At 48.0% G+C, this 23762-nt stretch carries 19 protein-coding genes and 3 pseudogenes; 3 read left to right on the forward strand and 19 right to left on the reverse strand.

Annotated elements, in window-relative coordinates; translation table 11 throughout:
- The first annotated feature begins 143 nt into the window (after positions 1-143).
- A complete protein-coding gene (locus ASL14_RS00320) occupies positions 144-356 on the forward strand; it encodes a hypothetical protein (RefSeq protein WP_134909843.1) in 213 nt (70 codons plus the stop codon).
- 115 nt (positions 357-471) lie between these two features.
- Here ASL14_RS00320 and ASL14_RS00325 read toward each other — a convergent pair whose 3' ends face one another.
- The 3 genes from ASL14_RS00325 to ASL14_RS00335 form a co-directional block, all read right to left on the reverse strand.
- Positions 472-810: a hypothetical protein gene (locus ASL14_RS00325; protein WP_134909845.1), complete on the reverse strand. Its 339-nt coding sequence runs from the start codon at positions 808-810 to the stop codon at positions 472-474.
- A 131-nt stretch (positions 811-941) separates the two neighbouring features.
- Complete coding sequence (locus tag ASL14_RS00330; RefSeq protein WP_134909847.1) at positions 942-2078, reverse strand: bifunctional cystathionine gamma-lyase/homocysteine desulfhydrase; 1137 nt, start codon at positions 2076-2078, stop codon at positions 942-944.
- Position 2079: 1 nt separating this feature from the next.
- On the reverse strand, positions 2080-3003 hold the full coding sequence (locus ASL14_RS00335; protein ID WP_134909849.1) for a PLP-dependent cysteine synthase family protein: 924 nt from the start codon (positions 3001-3003) through the stop codon (positions 2080-2082).
- A 250-nt stretch (positions 3004-3253) separates the two neighbouring features.
- Here ASL14_RS00335 and ASL14_RS00340 point away from each other — a divergent pair, with 250 nt between their 5' ends.
- A complete protein-coding gene (locus ASL14_RS00340; protein ID WP_134909850.1) occupies positions 3254-3616 on the forward strand; it encodes a hypothetical protein in 363 nt (120 codons plus the stop codon).
- Between the two features lie 113 nt (positions 3617-3729).
- Here ASL14_RS00340 and ASL14_RS00345 read toward each other — a convergent pair whose 3' ends face one another.
- The 9 genes and pseudogenes from ASL14_RS00345 to ASL14_RS00385 all read right to left on the reverse strand — a co-directional run bounded on the left by ASL14_RS00345 (position 3730) and on the right by ASL14_RS00385 (position 14495).
- Entirely contained in the window at positions 3730-4029 is a 300-nt protein-coding gene (locus ASL14_RS00345) for a DUF6509 family protein (protein ID WP_134909852.1), read from the reverse strand.
- A complete protein-coding gene (locus ASL14_RS00350; RefSeq protein WP_134909854.1) occupies positions 4023-5990 on the reverse strand; it encodes an ATP-dependent DNA helicase in 1968 nt (655 codons plus the stop codon). Before ASL14_RS00350 ends, ASL14_RS00345 begins: the two co-directional genes overlap by 7 nt.
- A gap of 216 nt (positions 5991-6206) precedes the next feature.
- Positions 6207-6725, reverse strand: coding sequence for an RDD family protein (locus tag ASL14_RS00355; protein ID WP_134909856.1), 519 nt, complete (start codon positions 6723-6725; stop codon positions 6207-6209).
- 412 nt (positions 6726-7137) lie between these two features.
- Positions 7138-8257 (reverse strand): annotated as a pseudogene (locus ASL14_RS00360) (glycoside hydrolase family 88 protein).
- 55 nt (positions 8258-8312) lie between these two features.
- Positions 8313-10235, reverse strand: coding sequence for a glycosyl hydrolase (locus ASL14_RS00365; RefSeq protein WP_134909858.1), 1923 nt, complete (start codon positions 10233-10235; stop codon positions 8313-8315).
- Between the two features lie 16 nt (positions 10236-10251).
- Positions 10252-12171, reverse strand: coding sequence for a heparinase II/III family protein (locus ASL14_RS00370; RefSeq protein ID WP_134909860.1), 1920 nt, complete (start codon positions 12169-12171; stop codon positions 10252-10254).
- A gap of 208 nt (positions 12172-12379) precedes the next feature.
- Positions 12380-13372 (reverse strand): cation diffusion facilitator family transporter, encoded by a 993-nt coding sequence (locus ASL14_RS00375; RefSeq protein ID WP_134909861.1) that lies wholly within the window; start codon positions 13370-13372, stop codon positions 12380-12382.
- Between the two features lie 235 nt (positions 13373-13607).
- A complete protein-coding gene (gene rpsN, locus ASL14_RS00380; protein WP_134909863.1) occupies positions 13608-13877 on the reverse strand; it encodes a 30S ribosomal protein S14 in 270 nt (89 codons plus the stop codon).
- Positions 13878-14174: 297 nt separating this feature from the next.
- Complete coding sequence (locus tag ASL14_RS00385; RefSeq protein WP_134909865.1) at positions 14175-14495, reverse strand: MazG nucleotide pyrophosphohydrolase domain-containing protein; 321 nt, start codon at positions 14493-14495, stop codon at positions 14175-14177.
- Positions 14496-14589: 94 nt separating this feature from the next.
- Between ASL14_RS00385 and ASL14_RS00390 the strand changes: the two genes are divergently transcribed.
- Positions 14590-15177, forward strand: a complete 588-nt coding sequence (locus tag ASL14_RS00390) for an LOG family protein (protein ID WP_134909866.1) — start codon at positions 14590-14592, stop codon at positions 15175-15177.
- Positions 15178-15307: 130 nt separating this feature from the next.
- Here the strand turns inward: ASL14_RS00390 and ASL14_RS00395 are convergent, their stop codons facing one another.
- From ASL14_RS00395 to ASL14_RS29180, 7 genes and pseudogenes are all read right to left on the reverse strand, one after another.
- Positions 15308-16276, reverse strand: coding sequence for an ABC transporter ATP-binding protein (locus ASL14_RS00395; protein ID WP_134909868.1), 969 nt, complete (start codon positions 16274-16276; stop codon positions 15308-15310).
- Complete coding sequence (locus tag ASL14_RS00400; RefSeq protein ID WP_134909870.1) at positions 16269-17252, reverse strand: ABC transporter ATP-binding protein; 984 nt, start codon at positions 17250-17252, stop codon at positions 16269-16271. The genes ASL14_RS00395 and ASL14_RS00400 overlap by 8 nt, the downstream gene beginning before the upstream one ends.
- A gap of 13 nt (positions 17253-17265) precedes the next feature.
- Positions 17266-18191: pseudogene (opp4C, locus tag ASL14_RS00405) on the reverse strand (oligopeptide ABC transporter permease).
- A gap of 15 nt (positions 18192-18206) precedes the next feature.
- Positions 18207-19160: an ABC transporter permease gene (locus ASL14_RS00410; RefSeq protein ID WP_134909872.1), complete on the reverse strand. Its 954-nt coding sequence runs from the start codon at positions 19158-19160 to the stop codon at positions 18207-18209.
- A gap of 84 nt (positions 19161-19244) precedes the next feature.
- The gene (locus tag ASL14_RS00415) at positions 19245-20966 is read right to left on the reverse strand and encodes an ABC transporter substrate-binding protein (protein ID WP_189338208.1); all 1722 of its coding nucleotides are present in this window, start codon (positions 20964-20966) and stop codon (positions 19245-19247) included.
- 214 nt (positions 20967-21180) lie between these two features.
- On the reverse strand, positions 21181-22116 hold the full coding sequence (locus tag ASL14_RS00420) for an ArsR family transcriptional regulator (protein WP_134909876.1): 936 nt from the start codon (positions 22114-22116) through the stop codon (positions 21181-21183).
- A gap of 215 nt (positions 22117-22331) precedes the next feature.
- Positions 22332-23733: pseudogene (locus tag ASL14_RS29180) on the reverse strand (discoidin domain-containing protein).
- Positions 23734-23762: the final 29 nt, after the last annotated feature.

The following is a 23762-nucleotide window of genomic DNA, read 5'->3' on the forward strand; positions in this document are numbered from 1 at the left end:
AGAAAGCAGAGTGCTTAACTTCGTTATTGAAAATTTCTATACTTATAAACCTGTTTTTAGCTGTCATGATTATTGCTATCTCTACTAGGGTATAGTATGTTTAGGAAGAAGTTACTATTTCCAAATGATGAGGAGGGAAAACAATGGAAAAGATGTGTATGGAAATGATGATGACCATGTGTATGGAAGACATGATGGCTAAAATGAAAAGCATGAACATGTGCATGGAAAAAATGTCGGATATGGATATGATGGACATGAACATGGATATGATGATGACTAAAATGCAAGAATGCGACGAAATGATGACGATGATGATGAAAATGATGCGCGACATGAAACAAACTTCAAAATAATTTCTTTGTATTGAGCATTATTTTTCAACTGATTTTCGCGAATTCTTGGCATTGCAGTTACAGCTGCATGCCTTTTTTTATCTAGTTTTGTTATATTTATTGGTATGCCGAACCCTTAATAATGTGCATAACTCGCTTGAATTTGCTTTTCTAACTTGATGCGCTCCAGCTTCAGTTCCCAAATCTGTTCGCTCCACGAATTTCTCTCTACCGTATTATTACTATTTCGTAAAAGATCAAACAACTCCAATAATCTATCGTTGATCTGGTCAAAATGCTGCCAAAGCGCATTGATTTCAGAATCTTTAGTCTCTTTGCCATTCTCCAGCAATTGATGCTGTAAGGCTTCTTTAAGCTCTTGCTGCCACTCTGTATCGTTTAATTGTTTCGCATAATTAAGTAGATCCAAATAGTCATCCACTTGCAGATAGCTATGTGTTTTTATCAGTTGCATATTGTCTCTCTCCTTATGATGCACCCTATTACCAAGTATTATACTCGGTTATCTAGGGAAATCAATACCTTCTTCCACATTTTCGAAAAAAAAGAGGCGGCCTCAGCCACCCCTTACTTTTCAAATGATTCTTAGCCTTGCAATGCCGCCTGTAAGTCTTCGATTAAATCCTCAAGATCTTCAATTCCTACTGAGATCCGCACCAGTCCTTCGGTAATTCCCAATTCTGCGCGGCGTTCTACCGGAATAGATGCATGTGTCATGCGTGCCGGAACACTAATCAGACTTTCAACCGCTCCCAAACTCTCAGCCAGCGTAAAATATTTCAGTTTTTTCAGTAGTGCAACCGCGTTAGCATCGCTTCCTACATCAAAGGAAATAATGCCGCCAAAGCCTTCGGTCTGAGTTTTGGACAGTTCGTGCTGCGCATGGCTTTCCAGTCCAGGATAGTACACTTTGCTAACCTTCGGATGTTTTTCCAAAAAGGCTGCAATTTCCTTCGCATTTTGCTCAATCGCTTCCATACGCAGACCCAATGTTTTAATACCGCGGATCAGTAACCAGGAATCATGCGGACCGAGAATAGCACCAATGGCGTTTTGCAGAAAATGAAGCTGCTCTCCCAACTCGTCGCTGTTCACAACAGCCAGACCAGCTACAACATCGCTGTGGCCGCCCAAATATTTGGTAGCAGAGTGAATGACGATATCGGCTCCAAGCGTAAGTGGTGTCTGCCAATATGGAGTGGCAAATGTATTGTCGACGATCAGCAACAGGTCATGCTTTTTCACCAGCTCCGAAACCACACGGATATCCGTAACTTTCAGCAGCGGGTTCGTCGGCGTTTCTACATACAGTGCCTTCGTATTTGGTCGGATCGCTTTGGAGATGGCCTCCAGGTCGGTCGTATCCACAAAAGTAGCCTCTATGCCAATCCGGTTAAGCACCTTGCTTACAATACGGTAGGTGCCCCCGTATACATCATCGGTCAACAAAATATGATCTCCTGCATTAAACAGTGAAAATACCGCATGGATCGCCGCCATCCCCGAGCCGAAAGCAAAACCGCGTTTTCCTTCCTCCAGCTCCTTGATCAACTCTTCCAGCGCAAAGCGGGTCGGATTGCCTGTACGCGAATATTCGTAGCCCTTATGAACGCCGATTTCCTCTTGCTCATATGTGCTTACCTGATAAATAGGGACGTTAACTGCACCTGTATGCGGATCGGTAGGGAGGCCGCCGTGAATCAGCTTTGTTTTACGTTTCATTTTATATCCCGCCTTCATATATTTTTTTGCTCAGATAACGTTCACTGCTATCCGGGAAAATGGTGACGATATGTGCACCATCCGCTGCGTTCTCTGCTTCCAGTAAAGCGGCATGTAATGCCGACCCGGAAGAGCTGCCGACAAGAAGTCCTTCACGCGCTGCCAGCTCTTTGACACGGTCAAACGCATCGACGTCGCTAATCGTGTGAATGGCATTAAAATAACCCTTATCGATAAACTCAGGAATCAATTCCATGCCAATCCCTTCGGTTTTATGCGAACCCGATTCTCCGCCGTTCAAAATGGAACCTTCCGGCTCCACGATTACGGTTTTAATGGATGTATTTTGTTCCTTAAGGTAACGCGAGGTTCCCATAAAGGTTCCCCCCGAACCTGCTCCTGCTACAAACACATCTACTTTTCCGTCCAGATCGTTCCAAATTTCCGGTCCCATCGTCGTGTAATAAGCCTCTGGATTATCCGGATTGCTGAATTGACGCGGCAAATAGGCATCTTGAAATTCAGCAGCCAGCTCCTTCGTTTTCTCGATGGCTCCCTTCATCCCCTCACTTGTCGGGGTATGAACGATACGTGCTCCCAGCGCCTTCATCAGATCCTGCTTTTCTTGACTGAACTTTTCAGGCACCGCAAAAATAACCGAGATATTATAATGGAGCGCTGCCATAGCAAGACCAATACCTGCGTTGCCTGCTGTGGCTTCAATTAAAGTTCCGCCAGGCTTCAACTGGCCGGTTTTTAAGGCTTTTTCAATCAGAGCCTTGCCCACCCGGTCCTTCACGCTACCGCCGGGGTTCATAAACTCCAGCTTGGCGAACAGACGAATCCCCCTCGGCAGAGAATAGCTGTGCAGTTCTACTAGCGGCGTGCGCCCGATTAATTCCAGCGTATTATGATATACATTCATGATTTCAAGCTCCTTTTAATGGCGAATCCTAATAAACCAATGGTCAAAAATACAGACCTATTGCCGGAGAAGTTCGCTATCATCTCCGAGAAAACACAGTAATACGGTAAGTATTGATGCAATAAGATTTTATGTGTATTTGAAGCTTTTGTCAAATGACATCCTTCACAGCACCCACACCCTTGGTCTCCCTCCCCGATAAGATAGATGGTGTGTTACACAATGGCTATAATCATAAGGAGGATTTCATATGGGAAAGCAATTCATTAAAATAGCTGCTGTGTATTTTGCCCTCGGTGCGCTGCTTAATATGATTATTGGCGTGTCGGGGGATTACAGCCTGTCCAGCGTTCAGTCTCATATTCATTTGCTCGGTTGGACGGCTCTCGGAATTATAGGTTTGGTCTATATCGCCCTTCCTGCGCTTTCGGTTACCGCACTGGCACGCGCCCATTTTTGGCTGCATAATATCGGCCTTCCGTTATTAGTATTAGCGATTGCAGGGAAAACGTATGGGGTGCCTGATATTGGGATTTTGATCATCATAGGGTGGGTACTACTGGCGGCCGGGGTTGTGCTGTTTATGGTGAATGTGTGGGACAAACTGCGCTGAGACAGACGAATATTTTTGGAATGAGCATGAAAAAAGGAGCCTGATCAATTACATCAGGACTCCTTTACATACTTCGTTATACGGGGGTTATCACACCCAAGCGTTCTATTTCGTTACTTTACGGCTCCGTCCTGCACATGCTCTTTGCAGAAGCTCTCAACAGCCTGCAACTCATCCTCTTCCAATTCAAGCTCGATGTAACGGTTCGTTACTTTTTCAATCAGCTCGTATTTCAATATTCCTGTTTTCTCTTCGTCTACTAAATAAAGGGTGCGAATATACAGCCCGTTTTCGGTGTAGAGCTCGTCGTCCTCTTCAACCTCTACATCAATTATAAATTCATAACGCTGCCCACTCAAAATACCAAAAGCGTCTTTAATCTGATCTACCGTGTACGATGTAAAATTTAACATGTCTTCATTCCCTCCGGATTTCCTTCGATTACAGTGCATTCTACGCCCGCAGGCAGTAGTTGTAAAACCTGTGTACGTACTTCTTGGCGGTTCAGATCCTGGCCCATGATGGAGATCCAGCCCCGATCATTTCGCGAGCGAATTAATCGCCCGATGCCTTGTCTGAGTCTGAGCGCCATGTGAGGCATATCTATTTCCATAAACGGATCTGTCGCATCCTTGCGCAGTGCCGTAAAAACCGGATCATTCGGAGGAAAAGGCAGCGACCAGATAATGACGTGCGACAGGGACGGGCCCGGAATATCCAGTCCTTCCCATAACGTAACAGCACACAAGACGCTTTCCTCATCATTTTGGAAAGATGAGATCAGATGGCTGATTTCAGCCGATCCTTCATATAGAAAACGAAAAGCAGACGCTTCACGGTAAGCCGCGAGACCCGTTCTGAATGCAACCAGTTCCTCCTGTGATGGAAACAGGATAAGCGCTCTTCCCTGCGATTTCTCCAGCAGGGCCAACGCTCTCTGGATTGGATCATGCCCCACCTGCAATGGATACAAGGCCGCTTGCATCTGGTCGTTGTAATCATACGGTGAAGCAACGGAAAACGTGAGCGGATTCTCAATACCGAGACTTTGCGCCATATAATCAAAGGAGCTCTCCACGGAAAGTGTAGCTGAGGAGAATACAATTGGTATATGCTGTGCAAATACCCGTTCTTTGAGAATCTCTTTTACCATCTTGGGCATAACCACAAGCGTTAATCCATCCTGATCCTCCATCACCCACGAAATCAGGAGTTCCGGACGCTTAAACAAGGCCAACGCCGTTTGAATCATTTCCAGATGCTCTTCCACGATTTTGACCTGGTACTCATCCAGAGAGAATAACCCGCTTTCAAATACAAGCTCTTCTTCAATCGTGCCGATCAGATCGCCAAAGCGGTTTACCTCTCGAATCAGCGACTCATTCAAGGTAAACTCCTTGCGATTAGAACCCTGTACAGGCTGACTGTTCTTATCGAGCGCAGCGAACAAAACCTCACTTTGGCTTATCGCATCTTCAATCGTCATTGCCAGCGATTCTCGCACTTCCCCCTCTAGCAGACGGGTAATAATGGCCTCGAATTGAGCGTGCTTCAGCTTATAAGTGAGTGCATTCTGCGCCGCCGTCTCCAGCAGATGCCCTTCGTCAAAGACGACAGAGCTGTGCTCCGGCAGTAACGGCAACTGGCCCTCACGCTTTCTCGCTTCATAGGTCCATACATGCTCCATATAGAAGTCATGAGAGCAGATCACCAGATCCGCTGCTTTGCGGTAATGATCACGGGACAACGTCTGTCCACAACGATGCCGCTGATGGCAAACAAGGCAATCCTGAAATACATCCCAGCCCAGTCTGCTCCACTGTCCGTCCGTTAGCTCGGGATACTCTTTGCGGTTCCCGTATGGTGTAAAGGACTGTAGCGTATCCGGAAAATGGACAAAATCCGGCAAGTCCTGATAGATATCACGGAACACATCCGCGTCATCATCCAATCCGCTTCGTACGTTATCCAGCTTGTTCAGACAAATATACTGATCCGGCGACTTACCCAGTCGGGCATCAATCGTCAGGCTCAAATGCCGCGCCAGCTTGGCGATATCCCCCTCCGGTTTCACCAGTTGTTCAATCAACGACTCGTCCGCACAGGCGATAATCGCGGGCTTTCTCATGTACCGGGCATATGCAATAGCGTACAGGAGGTACACCAGCGTTTTGCCTGTGCCCACACCTGCTTCCGCGAAAATCGTTTTCTTTTCCTTATAGGCACGCTCCAGCTGGAATGCCATATAAATTTGTTCATCCCGAACCTCAAAACCGACTTCAGGCAAAACTTCATAAAATACATCCGCAATCCAGTCACTTGCCTGCTCAATAAACGGCTTGGACGGATCAAAGGCAAAAGGATAAGTAGTCAATCGGGCTGTGCCTCCAATTCGTTCATAATGTGCATCCTTTCATTATAACGCAAAACAAGCTAAAAAGAACATGGAAACTGTGCGAACAGCTTACATTTTTTTATTTCGCTATGAAAAGGAAGAGATTTCTCTGTAAAAGAAAGGGCATGGGTGGTCGGCTGTGTGAAGGCGATACGCGTAGGATTTGATCTTACGATCGCTGTTGCCGTCTGTTCATCAATTCATGATATTCGTAGATACCGGGGATAAAGTCGGATGCTGTTCATGTCGCTGCAGCTCTTTTTTATTCACAACCAAGGTTTTGGCACAAAGATCGTGTAGTCCCTGTTTTTTTGCAGTAAAAGCAACAACGATGTAAATAATATGAACAAATACACCAGAAATAGCTTTAATCCAATAACGCCCGGAGGCGTGCATGAATCCAAGACGCATTCCTTCCTCGTTCACGACAATTAGAGAAAACGCAAGCTTGCCTGGTGTTGCTTGAGCATTCGATGACTCCCACAACACACAATACAGCCACGGCACTATAAGCCATAGGATCAGCGGCCACAACATATGTAATGCTTTTATGAAGCCAACCTCCTCCATGTCTAGAAGGACTGGAATCATGGAAAATATTCCCGCTACTAAAAGAGCCATTACAGTTACAATGATCAGATCAATCACAAACGCAGCCGTCCTTTTCCAAAACCCTCCGTATATCTGTTTTTCACTATCGTTCGTTGTTTCCATGGTGATGCATAACTCCTTTTTAAATGAGATTTAAAACCCAATTTATCCCTTTATCCAAGAAGTTATCATACGGATGCCTACCCCATTTGTCAATTTACGAATAAATTCTCATAAATAAGCAACAGGACCTATATCCATGCATTAAAATGAAAAATTTTATAAGAGCTAAGAGCTCATCTTTAATATTTTCCCTCTGATTTAGTATGAGCTAAACAAAGCTATCCCCTCTCTTCTACTAGAAGTAGTTCTTTAGCATCGAATTGCAATCAGCTATTTCGGTTATAAAAAAACAGCGTATATGTAATTGAAAATTACACACACGCTGCCTTCACCGGCCCTACAAGGCACCTACGCAAATAATAGTCCGGCCTGCCGTAGATTTTCCGCATCCCGATTCCCCGATAATCCCGAATTACACACTAAACAAGCCTTCTTCTCCACGAAGTTTTGCCAGTGCCTCGACAAAGAAATAATCGCCGTAAATGATGGGAACGTTAATGTATTTTTGCTCGGGATAATGTACAGTTCCATTCATGAGCAGTCCCTCATGATCCTGCTCCCATGCTGTACAGGTCTCATGCAAGCCCTTGAGAATGGATTCCGCTGCCGTCGTAAAATGCTCCGCACGCGTCGAGTATTTTGCCAGCTCCAGCAGGCCACTCGCTGCAATCGCAGCAGCAGACGAATCCCAAGCTTCACGGTGCCCCTCCTCCGCTCTAAATCCCACACAGGCAGGCAAGCATCGCCCAGTTGGGACAGGAAAAAGTCTGCCGTGTTTTCGGCTACCTTCAAATAACGCGAATCGCGCGTGTACCCGTACGAAAGCGTAAAACCGTACAAAGCCCATGCCGTGCCACGTGCCCAGGCAGAGCCGGGTGCAAATCCCTGTCCGCCGTGCTCGGCGCGTTTTTTTCCAATCTCCGGGTCGAACTCGATCACATGCGCAATCGAACCGTCAGCACGTACAAACTCACGCGCTACGGTATCGGCATGCTGTACAGCCAGAGCGGCAAAACGCGGGTCCCCGCTTTCCTGCGAAGCCCAATAGAGTAAGGGCAGATTCATCATGCTGTCTATAATCGCTACGCCCCGCGTATCCATGTCCTTGGCATGGAAATTCCACGCGCGAATAAAACGGCCATTCACGTTAAACGAGCAGCCAGCAGATTAGCGGCTAACAGTCCACGTCTTCTGGATTCTGTATCTCCGATCAACCGATGGGCTGCCACGCCGCTTAACAGCCAAATAAAGCCAAGATCATGGTCTACGGCTTCACTGTTGTAGAGTACCTTTTCCAGACGTTCCTCGCACTGCTGTGCAATTCTGGCGGCTTCGCTGTCAGGGCGCGCCCGATGTACCAGCCATAGCAAACCCGGATAAAAGCCTGCCGTCCACCATTCTTCCTCACGATGATCATAACGTCCACCTTCTGCAACATGTGGAAAGGAGTCCCCCAGTCTTGCCACTAAGGCAAGCGTTTTATCCAAAGCCAGCTCCCATGATCGTTCCAGCCACGCTTCTGTTTCAGTCATTGCTCTTCACTCTCCCTTTTCCACATGTTAAAAAATCGATTGTTACGGCCCTTATTTATGCTAGCAAATGAATGATAAAAGAAATACGGCTACCCTCGCATTCCAAACGCGCTCCCTTGAGCAAACCATTCCGACAGGCCACAGAAGCCAGTTCTTCTGGCCACACGACATTCGTTCCTTCCGTTGCTGGAATAACCTCCAGGCTCGCACCTGCGTACTCCACCCGAATGCTTTCCTTCTCTTCACCTGTGGACATCACATGATGAATGGTACTGCGTTCCTGGCCGTCATAGGCCATTAAAGGAATAAGCGCCCCCACTGACTGAATATTGCCTTGAAGCTCATACGTCACTTCAATTTTGCCGGGTATCTGCCGATAATGCGTTCGAATTTCCCACACGCCCGGAAACGGACCCTTCCACAACAACGTAAAATCAGTCTCTCCATCAGATGTGGTGCTTTGCTCCATCTGTACCGATCCTCCGCCGTCCAGCGGATCAATGCCTCCGTCCCGGTCGAACTCCAGCGTGCCGGGAATGCCTTCCGACAGGCTGTGCCATTTCCCATCCTCCGTTTGCCAGGCCGGGGTATAGCTGAGCGGGAAAATATCCCCTTCCGCAAAGCCTGTAAAGCCGCGGTCTGCATGCCCTGCCGAGGACGGACCGATTAGCGGAGGCAACGTGGAACGCTGAATACGCACGATGCCGGGAATATTGTACGGGTCATTGACCGATGTTTGCACAAGCATTTGCTGTCCATCTACGGTCGCAATGACGGTCTGGAACCAGCCGTCCGTTTCCAGCACTCGACTGCCGATTTCCGCCGGAATTAAGGATGGTGAAATGCGCTCCACATCCGCTCCGTGCAAAAGTGTGTAAGCCAGTGCAGCGGCCGTCCACAGGCTGTAGCAGGTATGGTTCGAATACACCTCGAAGCCATGCCGCGCCTCGGACGAATAATGGTTGCGGACGATATGCAGCTTGCCTTCGTCGGTCTGCCAGCGGCCAATTACCTGCCAGCACAGGTCCGCTGCCCGCCGGAATGCGCCTGCCAGCCCATGCTCGCCCGCTGCAAAAGCCTGCTGCGCATGTGTCGTGAAAACGAAGGCCGCTGCTGCTTCGTTCCACTGATGCTGCGCGCTTCTTCCACGCGGCGGAATTTCCCCGTGTGGGGATAACGTCAGCAGTGAGCTGAGCGCTCCTCTGTGAAGATGGTCGCGCAGTTCAGGAGCACACCCGCCATCATATCCGCTTTCCAGCATCACGCCCAGATGAAAGCGTGTGACGATGTCGTAGGCGAACGGGCTATTGGGCCGATCCAGCGGACCGTCCTCATACAAGCCCAATCCGGTAAAGCGCGGCAAATGATAACTACGGATATACGTCTCCATCCATTCCGAATCCGCGGCAATTCCTTCTGCCGCACGCATAAACTCACCGGAAATCATAATCGCGTTCCAGTTGATCATACGATTCGGATTTTTCATTTTGCTCATCGTAAAAATGTAGGTGTCTTCCGGCTGAATCCGGCTCAACTGCTGCTTCCATGCCGTGGCCTGCTCTGGCAGCAGGTTTTTGAGCAGCCGATACGCCCCCATCATCATGATCGGAAAAAAGTCCGGATGGTGATCCGGGGCCCTTTCCTCCACCACACATGCTATGCTGTGTGTTAGAGCCGCCGCAGCGGATTCGAGCAAGTCATGCCGACCTTCTTTGACCAGTACCGCCGCTGCCAAAGCATAAGATGGAGTCGAGTAATACCGTTCACTATCAGAATGAGGGTCGATAATGGCCCCATTTTCATCCTGATGCGGAGTATAAGCACGAACCAGCTTTTCCAGCACGGCAAGCTTACGTTGGTGAGTCCAGCCGTCATCCACTCGATTCAGCCCGTTTTCCAACTGTTCATCCAACTGATCTATAAATTCCTCCAGCTCCGTCTGCCAAGGATACACGCTGCCTGTATGCAGCTTATTCATCCTGTCTGCCTCCCATTCAAAATGAAGAATGATTTATGGTAAAAAACAGCTCGCAATCCACGCTTGCAGCGCCGCCACAGCGATCCGAGGCCAGCCCTAACGATGTTTTATACAACACAAACGGTACCCCGTCATGATCCATATGCTGCACAGCCTCTACCTCCAGACGCAGCAGCCTGACATCATAATCCAGCCTGACCAATGTATTCGCTCCCTTCCATTCCACGAAGCCCGTGCCCGTGTAAGGCTGAATACGGCTGATCAAGTTCTCTTGCACATCCCACGGCTGTATGCTCCCGTCCGAAGACGCTACAAACTCAAAATGATCTGTGACGGTAAGCCTCGCCCCCTCGTTCCTCTCCGACATATTCCATGTAAATGAGCGGGTGAACAGCGCCAATTCTTCTACGGGATACGCAGATGTCAAATCCAGCTTCAGCCTCGCCCCCGCCAATGCCGCCCCTTGCTCTTCCAAGACAATATCCAGCACAACCGCCTGTGCCTCCGCACCTGATTGCTGCATGGTTCCGTTAATGACAGGCACAGAATGACCACCGGAAGAAATGTTGATGATCGACTCTCGTCCCGGTGAAAAATAGGCTTTCGTATATAAGCCGGCTCCCAGATCACACAGCAGATTTTCGCCGCCGCCATGAAGGATAAAATGTCCCAGATCATTATGATTGTGCGGTTCATCGTTATGTCCACCCTTAGATGAAAAGGCAAATATCGTGCCCTGTTCAACTGTCGGGGTTCCAGATATGCTGTGGCTGTGGCTGTGACTGCGGCACACCAACCACCCGAGTTGTGGCAAATAATCGACTACAGCCTCACTGTTCCCAAAGGCCAAAGGATCCGTCCAGACCAGATTGCGCAATACATGCGCCCAACGACGGCAAGGGTCCTCCAGCAGACCCGGTACGCGGAAAGGCAGTGTGGACGGTCGTCCCTGCAAAGCATTCACACGAGAGATGAGTCCGGAAGGAAGACGTTCGGTTTCGCTGCTGTCCGAATAATTGGCGAAAACGCCGTCCGATAGATGAACCCGCTCCGCAAAGGCCGCTATTTGCCTAATCTTTTCCGAGCTGAGGATATCCACAGCACCTTCGGTAAGCTCACCCAGCATATCGGCAAAATAAATAAAATAGCCGCAGCCATACACCCAGTAGCCGACACCCTCGGGACAGCCGCCGTCCTCCTTGTACCCTGCAAGAAAGCAATCCAGTGCACCTAGCATTTTCTCAATAGCCGCAGCTTGGCGCGGGTTATCTTCTGATAGCAGCAACACGGCGATTCCACAGCCGGACGCGCATACAGCCGCCCAGTTGTGATCCGCTGTTTCCCATTGAAAGTGACGCGGCTCCCAAAATACAGGTTCTACAACACGCCGTTCTACCTCACCGCGCACCTGAGCGACCACATGGCTATCCAGTTGCTCGCCGAGCAACAGTATGATTTCAGCCAGCGTTTGCGCGGTTTCGGAAGCGAATAAATCCACCTGCTGCCAGGGCGGCGTGACCGTATCCTCTTCCCTGACATGTGCAGGAAGTGCCCATGTATACTCCCTACAGATGTCCAGCAGACCGCGTTCCACCTCTTTGATCCGCCAAGGCTCTGGCTCGGCAACGGCTGCCAGCACGAGGGCAACCAGTCGTCCACGCCGTTCAAAGTACACATCCTCATACGGCTTGCGCTTCCCTGTATTCGCAAATTGCCTGAACAGAGTCAACGGAAGCGTCGGCCATGATGTTTGCCGGTTATTCTCACAGACACGCTCAATATCCTTCCAAAGCCCGGTATATATCGGCTCAGAGAGAGTCGCCCGCAGCCTTTTTGTCCACTCACGCCTTAACCGTCGCCTTGCTGCATCCTGCACGCCGCCAGTCAGCACCGTGACGAGCCGCGAAGCAGGCCAAGCCTCCTTCAGAAGACTCATTTGTATTTCCTCCCCATGAGACACATTCGTTTCGGCTTCTTTTTTGTTAACGCTTTCATTGTATCTAACAATCACCCTAAATTCAAAGGGGTAGAAAAACAATACCGCAAAACACAAAAGAACCTCCACGCCACGTTGCTGTAGTCATGGAAGTTCTTGTTCTACTCTTTTGCCAGACTGAGTCCAGATTGGCCTGGATTTATCGTTTCTAGACCTTTGGCTTTTCCGGTTTCCAGTTTTTAATCCCGTCATCCTCCAGAATACCAAGCGCAGCGTCTGAGATATTAGGATCACGTAACAAAGCATCCTCGACTCTGAATTTGATATCGTCCGCATCTGCCAGTGTCATTCCCGGTGTAAGCTCGATCAGCCCTTCTACGTGATAATAGCGTCCCTCCTGCAAAATGCGCATTTGGTAAATATCCGTCACATGCGTATCTGCAAGAATAATGGAAGCCACGTGTTCTTCGATATCAGGGGGAGCAGATACCCCAATCAAGCCCACCATATTGTCGTAGCCGACCCGAAACGCAACGCCTACCATAAGACAGCCGATGAGAATACTAGATATTCCGTCAAGCAGTTTAAAATCTGTCAGCGATGTGACCACAACAGCCAGCAGGGCAAGCACACCACCCGTTGTTGCTACCAGATCCTCATAAAATACCAGACGAGTTGGCGGTGCAGCACGTCCCACATTGCGAAACGCAGAGGTGAAAATGCCGAACCCTTTCGCCTCAACTCTGGATTCATGCAGCACTTCCTTCATCGCTTTGCTCCATACAAAACCGTCAACCACCAGAGACAAAATCAGGACCACTACATTAATCCAAAATCCATGCGTGGATTCAGCCGGATGCTGTAACAAATGGATGCCTTCCAACGCGGTTTCATAGGCCATGATCGTTACAACAATAACAGCGACCATACAAAACAGGTTAATCACCCGTCCAAAACCGGTAGGAAAGCGCTTTGTCGGCTTTTTCTCTGCCAGCACGCTGCCCGCGAATACAAACACCTGGTTCACCGCATCTGCAATCGAATGCATCATCGTGGCAAACATGGAACCGCTGCCTGTCAGGGCAAACGCAATCCCCTTAATTAACGCAATACTGGTATTACCCAGCGCCGCCGATCCTGAGGATTTGTTCCCCTTTTTCACCAGGCTCCAAAATGAATCCTTTTTCTGCTGCTCAACCATCCTGTAGCTTTCCTCCTGAGGGATACATAATCTGATATCGCCACATTATGTAATCTTTTGTTATGTATTATTTTTAACCCGTCCATATTTTACCTAACCATCCGGGGAGAATCAATACAAACAGCAATATAAATGCCATAAAAAAGAATGCTCCACGTCATCCTGTGACGCGAAGCATTCTATGCTTGTCCTTCTCCGATACATTGGATCAGGTTAAGAGCACGGATAACCCTTATTACCAACTGGCTTTCGTAACGCCTGGAATTTGGCCTTTATGAGCCAGTTCGCGGAACGCGATACGGGATAGCTTGAATTTGCGCAGGTAACCTCTCGGTCTGCCTGTCAGCTCGCAACGGCTTTTCAGGCGAGTCGGGGAAGAATCACGTGGAAGCTTCTGTAATGCTTCGTAGTCCCCTTTTGCTTTCAGTTCACGTCTCAGGTCTGCATATTTAGTTACAATTTCCTGACGTTTCTTCTCTTTTACTACTTTCGACTTCTTAGCCATGTAAAGCTCCTCCTTGTGATATATGCCAATCATGAAGGCTCTCCACCCCTGCCACTGGATGGACGAACACGGAAATGGACATGATTTTTATCTAAATAGTAATCGTTACGATTATTATTTAATATAACGCTGTTTTGGGTGGGTTGTCAACCCAATCTGATGTCCTATGAACATAATGGATTAAACTAACCGAATGAAAAAAACAGCATTAGTCTGAATTTGAACATAAAAGTTTCAGACTGCCGCCGCTATTGAGGTATCATCGTGTTATCATTGCTCTTTCGTAAATGAAAGAAATTAAATTTTAGAATAACGTTCTGATAGTTTCTTTTTATGGGAGTGAAATACTTCTTCTAAAGGAATATCATATTTATTGGATATTACAATTAGGTTACCTAATACATCTCCTAATTCTTCAATAAGCTCCTGTTTGTTTTCCTCAAATGAGCCCTTTGATTCGTCAGGTCTATCTCTACCGATTTCCAAAGCTCTTATCGCTCGTGCCACCTCGCCCGTTTCTTCTGCTAAAAAGCCGATACGAATAAAAATATCTAACTCTGACCAGCCCCTGCTTTCATAGTAATCTTTTACCCACTCTTGGAACTCAGCAATATTCATTTTCATCAGCCTCCATTTTCATTTCTCAAGTTTATCAAATATTGAAAGTCAGATATAATATGATGATGAAAATTTTACGAGGAGGCGTTACAAAGTGAAGAAAATAGCCGTTTTTTGTGGGTCAAGTAATGGAGCAGCTGATATTTATAGAGAAGGTGCCAAATCCCTTGGTAAAGAATTGGTCAGACGCAATATCACGCTTGTTTACGGCGGGGCAAGTGTTGGCATCATGGGAGCTGTTGCGGATTCGGTTTTAGAAGCGGGCGGACATGTAATCGGCATCATACCAAGTTTTTTGGAAAACAGAGAAATCTCCCATAAGAACTTGTCAGAGCTTATCATTGTAAACTCCATGCATGAGAGAAAAGCTAAAATGACTGAGTTGGGAGATGGCTTTATTGCCTTGCCAGGCAGGCCAGGAACGTTGGAAGAATTTTTTGAAATGTTCACATGGGCTCAACTAGGACTCCATAATAAACCTTGCGGACTCTTAAACATTAACTCTTTTTATGATCCTCTTGTTTCATTATTTAATCATATGTCAGCGGAGCAATTTCTGCATGAAAAATACCGTACAATGGCACTTGTGGATACAGACCCAAAGGGCTTACTTGACCAATTTAGTACATATGAACCGCCTACCCAGAAAACTTACATTATTGAAGAAAAACAAACCCGGTAACTTGTCGTATCCCGTCTAATATCAATATATTCATAACATCCAAAGAAGCCGCTGAAACAACAGAACCGATTCATTGTGATTGAACGGTCTGCCGTTTCAACGGCTTCAAAATTTGCTGGCTTAGTTCTGTTCATTCAGCCAAATGGCAAGCCACCCAATGATCTGGTCGAGCCTCACGATAGAGAGGCACTTCCTTGGAGCAGCGGTCAATCGCAAAGGGACAGCGGGTATGGAACTTGCAGCCGGAAGGTGGATTAACCGGACTTGGGATATCCCCTTTGAGCAAAATCCGCTCTCTTTTTAGCTTCGGCACCGGGATCGGTACAGCCGATAGCAGCGCCTTTGTATACGGATGCAGCGGATTCCCGAACAGCTCGTCACGCGAAGCCGTTTCAACCATGGAGCCTAGATACATCACTCCTATGCGAGAACACAGATGCTCCACCACGCTCAAATCATGCGAGATGAACAAATACGTCAGCCCCCGCTCGGCCTGCAACTTGGAGAACAGGTTAATAATCTGCGCCTGAATGGACACGTCCAGCGCCGATACTGGCTCATCTGCGATGATCAGATCCGGCTGGAGCGCCAGCGCGCGGGCAATGCCGATCCGTTGGCGCTGTCCTCCCGAAAATTCATGCGGAAAACGGTCAATATGATACTCCGACAATCCGCACAGCTTGAGCACGTCCAGCACAATCTGCCGGACCTCCTCCTTCGTCGCTATACCGTGATCCAGCAGCGCCTCCCCGATGGCATCTCCGATGCGCACGCGTGGGTTCAGCGAGCTGTACGGGTCCTGAAAGATCAGTTGGATTTTAGGACGAAGCTCCTGCATCCCTTTTGCGGATAGGCTGTGCAGATCGACGCCTTTGTATTTAATGGTGCCATCCGTCTTGTCTGTCAATCTGACAATCGTGCGGCCCACAGTGCTTTTGCCGCTGCCCGATTCGCCCACCAGACCGAAGGTTTCCCCCTGACGGATCGTAAAGCTGATATCATCCACCGCCCGCACATACCCCGTTGTACGGTTCATAAACCCGGACTTGACCGGAAAATACGTTTTTAAGCGGTCGATTTCCAGCAATGGCTCAGCCATGAACAACCGCCTCCTCATATAACCAGCAGGATGCCTTCTGCTGTGCTGAAACTTCTTTTAATACAGGCTCCTTCACGCGGCATATGTCCATGCAATGCCCGCAGCGGTCATGAAAATAGCAGGATGTGGTGAGCTCCAGCGGATTAGGCACTTGTCCAGGGATGGAGTACAGCTCCTTTTGCCGCAGGTTCAGCACGGGCTTGGATTTTAGCAATCCTTGCGTATAGGGATGCTTGGGATGATTAAATAGCTGTACCACTTCGCCTTCCTCAACAATCTTGCCTGCATACATCACAATCACGTAATCCGCCATTTCTGCAACAACGCCCAGATCATGGGTGATCAGCATCAGCGACATATTGGATTGGGCCTTGAATTCACGTAGCATGTCGAGGATCTGCGCCTGTATCGTCACGTCCAGCGCCGTAGTCGGCTCATCCGCAATGAGCAGCTTGGGTTCGCAGGACACGGCAATGGCAATCATAATGCGCTGTAGCATTCCACCGCTCAGCTCATGCGGATAGCTTTTCATAATCTGCTCAGGTCGGGAAATGCCTACCTGTTCGATTAGCTCCAGCGCCCGCTTGTGCGCTTCCTTGCGGCCCAATTTCAAATGCTCGATCAGCGGCTCGGATAACTGTTCTCCAATGGTCATGACCGGATTCAGCGAGGACATCGGCTCCTGAAAAATCATGGATATCTCATGACCACGAATCGTGCGCATCTCATTTCTGCTAAGTCCCAGCAGATCGGTATCCTCAAAACGAATACTTCCGCCTGCCACTTTACCGCCGGGACCCTGGATCAAGCCCATGATTGACATCGCGGTAATGCTTTTGCCACAGCCTGATTCGCCGACAATGCATACCGTCTCGCCCGGCTTCACACGGAAGCTGACATCATCCACTGCCTTGACCGTGCCTTCTTCGGTATAAAAATGAGTGCTTAAATGCTCAATCGAAAGTAAATTGTTCATGGTGTATGATCACCTACCTCTTATGTTTCGGGTCAAGTACGTCCCGCAGTCCGTCACCAAAATATTAATGGCGATGACTGTAGCAAAAATGGAAAGGCCGGGCGGTATCCACATCCACGGACGCTGTTGAAAATCCAGCACATTGTTGGCCGCATCAATCATGTTGCCCCAAGTCGGTGTTGTAGGTAGCACGCCAAGGCCGAAGAAACTTAGTACAGATTCACTCAGGATAGCTCCGCCAATGTTCAGTGTGGCGATGACAATCAGCAACGGCATAATGTTGGGAAATAAATGCTTGAACAGCTTGCGTCGGTTCGACAGCCCCAGCACCGTCGCAGCCTGCATAAATTCACGCTCCCGCAAGCTAAGCATCTGGCCTCTCACCATCCGCGCAATCCCCGGCCAATTGACCAGACTCAGCATTAGCATGACGATATACATACGTTGATCTGGCGGAACCTTCCAGTCAGACAACAGTGCGCCCATAATGAACAGCAGCGGCAAACTCGGAATGGTCAGCAGCAAATCAGCGATCCGCATAATGATCTGATCTGCAATTCCGCGAAAATACGCCGATATGACGCCCAGCGTAGCTCCCAAAAAGACAGATAATACCATAGAAGCCAATCCCACGGTGAGGGAAATTTGGCCTGCCTGCATCACGCGGGTCAGCACATCCCTTCCCAGCTTATCCGTTCCCAGCCAGTGATGAATGTTCGGTGCCTTGTTCATCATTAATATATTCGTTTTGTTATCGGCATAGGGAGAAAATAACGGGCCGATAAAACAGAGCAAAAACATAAAAACAACCACGAGCAGCCCGGCCATAGCCAGCTTGTTTCTGAACAACTGCCGCAGCGCTTGCCGCCACATTGAAGATTTTGCAGCTATTCGCAGTCTGCCGCTGCTTTTGCTCAAATTACTGCTAACGGATGACATTCCATAGCCCCCTCCTTACACCTTTACACGCGGGTCCGCGATACGATACAGAATATCGGACAGCAGTGTCCCCATGACGCTCAAAATAGCAATCAGCATCGTGAAGCCCATGAGCAGCGGGTAATCCCGAAGCGAAAAGGATAACATGTACAGCTGACCAATTCCCGGCCAGTTGAAAATCTTTTCAATAATAAGAGATCCGCCAAACAACGCGGGCAATTCGAAGCCAATCAGCGTAATTGCAGGCAGCAACGCATTTCTCAACGCGTGCGTAAAAAGTACCTTTCTTTCCTTTAAGCCCTTCGCACGAGCCGTGCGGATATAGTCCTGCTGGATCACGTCGATCATATTGCTGCGGAAATAACGGGTCAGCGAACCCAGTCCCAGCAGTGTCATGACAGTCACCGGCAGGGCCATATGCTGAACGACCTCCTTCACATACTCCATGCCTGTAGCGTTACTGCCCGTATTGAGCATGCCGCCCGGCGGCAGCCATTTGAGATCGACCGCTGCAACCTTGATCAGATACAGCCCGATAAAAAAGGATGGAACAGACATGGCGGCAAAAATCACCACCATAACGAGGGTATCGAACCATGAATACTGCTTATAAGCAGCAACCACACCAATAATGACAGCAATAACCCACGTCAGGAAGGTCGATACAATCGCCAATAAAAACGAGTTCCAGATATATTCATTAAACAAGGTCAGCACCGGCTTTTGCTGGGCAAGTGAATAACCAAAATTGCCATGCAGCGCATTCCACAGCCAGCTTCCGTAGCGTTCCAGAATGGGCTTGTTCAGACCGTATATTTCCCTCAGCTCCGCCTTCCTCTCTGGCGACAGCTTGAGATCGCCGCTGATGAAATCCCCCGGTGTCATGGCGTACAGGAAAAAAATCATCATCGAAGCGGCCAACAGAATAATGACCATATACGTCAGTCTTTTCATTAAAAACGAGCTCATGACAGACTCCTTTCATTTTCCCCATTTGGGAGGCCCCTTGATCGGAACCTGACGATTCTTCACAAGGGGCCCGCAAGTATGGCTTTATTTAAGGGACCATTCAAACAGATTGCCGGACAAGCCAATGAACGGACTGACCTTTACATGTTCCATACGGCCATTGTAGGCATATACTGTTTTCTTATAGTTTGTGAAAATGACGGGCAGCTCATCGTTAAGAAGTAAGTACAGCTCTTTATATATTTTCTTACGTTCCTCAATATTCGTCGTGGATAAGCCTTTTTCATACAGCTCTTTTACCTTCGGATTGTTATACCCCTTGATTTCCCCATCGACGAATTGCTCTATCCCGTCAGATGGGTCAGTCAGCATCGGTGTGGAGAAGGTAGCCATATCGTAATCCTTACCATCTACCTTGGCGACCATCGCATTAAAGTCTGCAAAAATTTCCGGTTGGAAATCAACGCCAATCTCCTTGTAATTTTCTGCCGCGAGTGCAATAAATGTGTCTGTTTCCGGGCGTTTGGAGGTCAGCATGTGAATGGTCAGCTTCTGACCATTTTTCTCACGGACACCGTCACTGCCTGCCACCCAGCCTGCTTCATCCAGCAGTTTTTTCGCTTTTTCCGGGTCATAATTGTACGGATTTACCCCGTCTGTCGTGTAGGACCAAAAAATAGGAGAAGACGGAATGTTAGCCACCGATCCTGCACCCTGCGCTGCATCTACATAAATGGTTTTGCGATCCAAACCATAAGTTAGCGCCTGACGAACCTTCTTATCCTTCAGCTTTCCATTCTCCAGATTTAATTGAATATATCCGTAAGTGCTTGGGGTATAGGGCAAAATGCTCAAAAAGCCAAGCCCTTTCAGTTTATCAATGTTTTCCTGAGTCGCGGTGAATTGGGCAAAGTCGGTATCGCCCGTCTCAATAAACTGCCAAGCATCGCCTTCCGCTGTTTTGTAGATAAAATGCTGTGTTTTCGGTTTGCCTTTGAAGAAGTTTTCATTGGCCTCCAGACGAACCTCTTGCCCCGGAATGAATTTCTCCAGCTTGTAAGCGCCATTGCCCAAAGGACTACCGTGCAGGTTTTTAAAGTAATCCAGTTGTCCGAACTTGTAATCCTTGCCGTAGTAGGCTTTGGACAAGACATTGGAGCCCAGAGTTGTCAGTGCCAGCGCGTTTGGCTTTTCCAGCGTTACCGAGATCGTTTGCGGATCAATGACCTTGATGCCGTCAATTTGTTTCGATTTGCCCTCGGTATAGGCCTTGCCGCCTTTGATGTTCAGCTTGCGGATGGGGCTGTCTCCGGCATAGGCTTTGTCATAAATCAGCGTCCATGTAAAAGCCACATCCTCTGCCGTCAGAGGGGAACCGTCGCTGAATTTCGTATCGGGAACCAGATGAAACGTGTACGTCAGATTATCCTTGGAGATATCCCAGCTCTTAGCCAGATTCGGCAGTGGAAGCCCTTTCTCATCAACCGTGACCAGCGGAGTCCACAACTGCGAAATCACGTTGCCGTCATAGCCACTTTGGTTGAAATAAGGAGTGAACACCCCTGCCGGGTCGGTCAGACCGACAATAATTGTGTCGCTTCTCTTTTTGGACACATCCGGCAGCTTGGTCAAATCGGATGCCTGTACCAGACTTGTCAAAGGCTGTGCAGTAGCAGCCGTCTGTGCAGCATCATTACTCTGCGGAGTGGCGCTGTTAGCGCTGTCCGATCCACCGCTGGAGCAAGCCGCTAGTAAGGCTGAACTTGCTAGTAGTAGACTGCTTAGTAGAATGATTCCTTTTTTCAAAATAATCCCCCCGCGTTAATTAGTTAAATTCCGATCAAACAAGTTGTAATTAATAAGATAAATCTCATTATAGGAATCTAATGCGGTTCTGTAAAGGGAGAACTCGACTTTTTTGTATTTAGACAAAAAAAAACGCCGGATCATCTGGATTCCATCTCCAGGTGACCGACGTCTATTCGTTTTAAAGTATTAAAGTCTATGGGTACGCCGCAGCTTATTTCCGTTCCATATAGCCGAGGATGCTGCTATGTATTTCATTCACCGCTGAAAGCCTTGAACTATAGCCGAGCAACGTTTCGCTATCAAAGTGGGCATGGATGAAGCCGGAGGCACGCAGCTTGAAAATATGGTCGTGCGTAATGCCCTTCGATAGCTTGAGGTGACGGACAATTTCAATAAAGGTGCGCGGTGCATCGCTTTGGTGTAAATATTTTAAAATCTTAAGCCTGCTTTTCTCCCCCAAGCTTCGAATCATCCGGTATGCCTGTGGAGATAAAAAATCGTCCTGCTGAAAATAAATGCCCGCTGAATAATGACACAGCAGGAGCGACCCGAACCGATAAATGATATTAAGCGGCTGAAAATGGTAATGCGGTACCAGCAGTATCCGCGTCAGTCCATCGGAAGGCTCAAACTGGAAGCCATTGGTTATTCGATCCACCCATTCCGCAGTGCTATAGACCTCCTTCTCCTTATTTCTCCGCTCGGTTTCCTGTTCCAGCCCAATCAGAATGTTAGCGTCCGCATAGCGAAAGTATTCCTCATACCAACCGGATAGCAGCCGTAAAGCAAGACTGCGGAGCTTCTCCATATCCTCAGATAACGGGATACCATAGGCTAATGCCTGCTCATGCAGTTCCAGTGCTGTCCGGCTCTCCAGACGATCTATAACCTCGTCACTGCCCCCTTCTTCGGAAAGCATACAGACGAGTCCGTATATGACCTTCCAGTCTGCATTGATTTCCATGGAATCCAGCAGCTCGGACAGACCTGGCGACAGCTTGCCACGTACCTGCTCGGCCCACCCGGATGACAAATCCGTCTTCTTGTATGCCTTGCGGCAAATAAAGGTATGCAAACTGCTAAGCAGCTCAAACATCGGTCCAAATCCCACATGTACATCGTAAGGGGCTTTCACGTCGTAGGTCATCACTTTCCGTCCTCTTTTCATTCATGTCTGACGTTCATTATACATATTATTGTACATCCGTTCATTCCCAGTGATCCTTGCATACAAATATGAACGAAACAAGCGACATAATCAAGATGCAAAAAAGCCTGATATGATCAGACTCCAGTTGTTCCAGCTATGAATTAGAAAAGGCTGTCTCCTGCAATATCGCAAGAGACAGCCTTTAAAATAACTTATTGCTTAGCCGCAACTTTCCACTCCAGGATTCCGGTAGATGCGGAACCATTGGATACCATTTCGATTCTTAATTTCGTTGTTTTTACAGGAACAAAAGTGGTCGCATTATACTGATCTGCCGCAGTACCCAATCCTTTGGCCTGCTTGACATTAGACCAGCCTTGACCATTCCAGTACTTAATCTTGTAAGACTTAGGCACATCGATGCCAGCGCCATCCTTAAACCAATAGACATCCGTTTGAGATACCGTATGTTCTTGATCAAAATCGTATTGAACCCATTGCGTTCCTGTTTCAGGCCAGTTGCCATACATGGCATGACTTCTATCGTTGGAATTGGCAGGTTCAAATCCATCATTTAGCGCGCTTATATTTTCCCAGGATGAAGTATAAGAGCTACTAGCCGTTGCCGAAGGCGCTATGTTCACGATTTCATTCGGATCTGTTTCAATTGGGCCATCGTCGTCTTTAGTCGTGGTTGGAAAACGAGCTGTATCCTTTTTGAGCTGACTCCATGTGAAACGCAGCATCCAAATATCCCAGTCGGTGATATGATCGGAATTTCCAGCCCACATAATCGTGTTCGTTGGGAAGCCACCCGGTGGACGCTCGTGTTCTTCATAGAAATCGTTTAATCCAAAGCCATGTCCAATCTCATGTTCAGTAATCTCAATCTCATCAGCGTTCACCGTACTCAGAACGTATTCATCATTCATACGTTGTCCCCAGTCACCGCCGGCTCCCCCACCGAAATTTTCTGTAGCCCAAGATACATATCAAAGCGTTTATCCAATCCACCCGGATACGAATAGTTGGGGTCTGAAAAATGCTCAATCTGGATATTTCATTAGGCGCAACGGGAAGTGCAGCAGGAATTCCCGGTTGTTCAGAAGCTAATCCATCTGCAATAGTATCCGTATAAACAACCTCGTCAGGCTGCTTGTCCAGCAGCAGTGAAGGATCAGCAACAGCCCAACCTACGACTTTTACTTTAATATCCTTGTAGGGCCAGCCATCATATCCCTGGAGATGCTCCGTCCAATGGTTCATCTGACGATCTAGCATTCTGGCAATATCTTGACGCTGTTGAAGCGTAACTGGCTTAGAAGATTGCCAACGCACTACATAATTTAGAGTTCCTTTTCCCGCAAAATTTGATCAAAATCAAATTTTTACGGTTAGTCGAGCCTTCGGTCAGCATTCTATTCTTCCAAACCCACTCAACCGATGATTTGAGATAAGCTGGCATGTCCGCCAATGTCGAATTACTTGTTGCCGCAGCCACGGCACTCCCATTCATATGCGCATCCGCTGATACAAACTAGCATTTCCCATCAGTAATGAACTAGCAATCAGCACAGAAAAAGAAGCCGCCATCATTCTTTTTTTCTTCACCATTCATTTCCCCTCCATAATCATTTCAAAAT

The sequence above is a fragment of the Paenibacillus sp. IHB B 3084 genome (assembly GCF_001447315.1).
Lineage (GTDB): Bacteria > Bacillota > Bacilli > Paenibacillales > Paenibacillaceae > Paenibacillus.

What these genes read in the sequence shown, in the direction of transcription:
- ASL14_RS00395 (WP_134909868.1), bottom strand. Translation starts at nt 16,276, where the DNA reads ATGGCTGAGCCATTGCTGGAAATCGACCGCTTAAAAACGTATTTTCCG.
- rpsN (WP_134909863.1), bottom strand. Translation starts at nt 13,877, where the DNA reads ATGGCTAAGAAGTCGAAAGTAGTAAAAGAGAAGAAACGTCAGGAAATT.
- ASL14_RS00410 (WP_134909872.1), bottom strand. Translation starts at nt 19,160, where the DNA reads ATGAGCTCGTTTTTAATGAAAAGACTGACGTATATGGTCATTATTCTG.
- ASL14_RS00365 (WP_134909858.1), bottom strand. Translation starts at nt 10,235, where the DNA reads ATGAATAAGCTGCATACAGGCAGCGTGTATCCTTGGCAGACGGAGCTG.
- ASL14_RS00400 (WP_134909870.1), bottom strand. Translation starts at nt 17,252, where the DNA reads ATGAACAATTTACTTTCGATTGAGCATTTAAGCACTCATTTTTATACC.
- ASL14_RS00325 (WP_134909845.1), bottom strand. Translation starts at nt 810, where the DNA reads ATGCAACTGATAAAAACACATAGCTATCTGCAAGTGGATGACTATTTG.
- ASL14_RS00320 (WP_134909843.1), top strand. Translation starts at nt 144, where the DNA reads ATGGAAAAGATGTGTATGGAAATGATGATGACCATGTGTATGGAAGAC.
- ASL14_RS00355 (WP_134909856.1), bottom strand. Translation starts at nt 6,725, where the DNA reads ATGGAAACAACGAACGATAGTGAAAAACAGATATACGGAGGGTTTTGG.
- ASL14_RS00335 (WP_134909849.1), bottom strand. Translation starts at nt 3,003, where the DNA reads ATGAATGTATATCATAATACGCTGGAATTAATCGGGCGCACGCCGCTA.
- ASL14_RS00345 (WP_134909852.1), bottom strand. Translation starts at nt 4,029, where the DNA reads ATGTTAAATTTTACATCGTACACGGTAGATCAGATTAAAGACGCTTTT.
- ASL14_RS00370 (WP_134909860.1), bottom strand. Translation starts at nt 12,171, where the DNA reads ATGAGTCTTCTGAAGGAGGCTTGGCCTGCTTCGCGGCTCGTCACGGTG.
- ASL14_RS00330 (WP_134909847.1), bottom strand. Translation starts at nt 2,078, where the DNA reads ATGAAACGTAAAACAAAGCTGATTCACGGCGGCCTCCCTACCGATCCG.
- ASL14_RS00420 (WP_134909876.1), bottom strand. Translation starts at nt 22,116, where the DNA reads ATGACCTACGACGTGAAAGCCCCTTACGATGTACATGTGGGATTTGGA.
- ASL14_RS00340 (WP_134909850.1), top strand. Translation starts at nt 3,254, where the DNA reads ATGGGAAAGCAATTCATTAAAATAGCTGCTGTGTATTTTGCCCTCGGT.
- ASL14_RS00375 (WP_134909861.1), bottom strand. Translation starts at nt 13,372, where the DNA reads ATGGTTGAGCAGCAGAAAAAGGATTCATTTTGGAGCCTGGTGAAAAAG.
- ASL14_RS00385 (WP_134909865.1), bottom strand. Translation starts at nt 14,495, where the DNA reads ATGAATATTGCTGAGTTCCAAGAGTGGGTAAAAGATTACTATGAAAGC.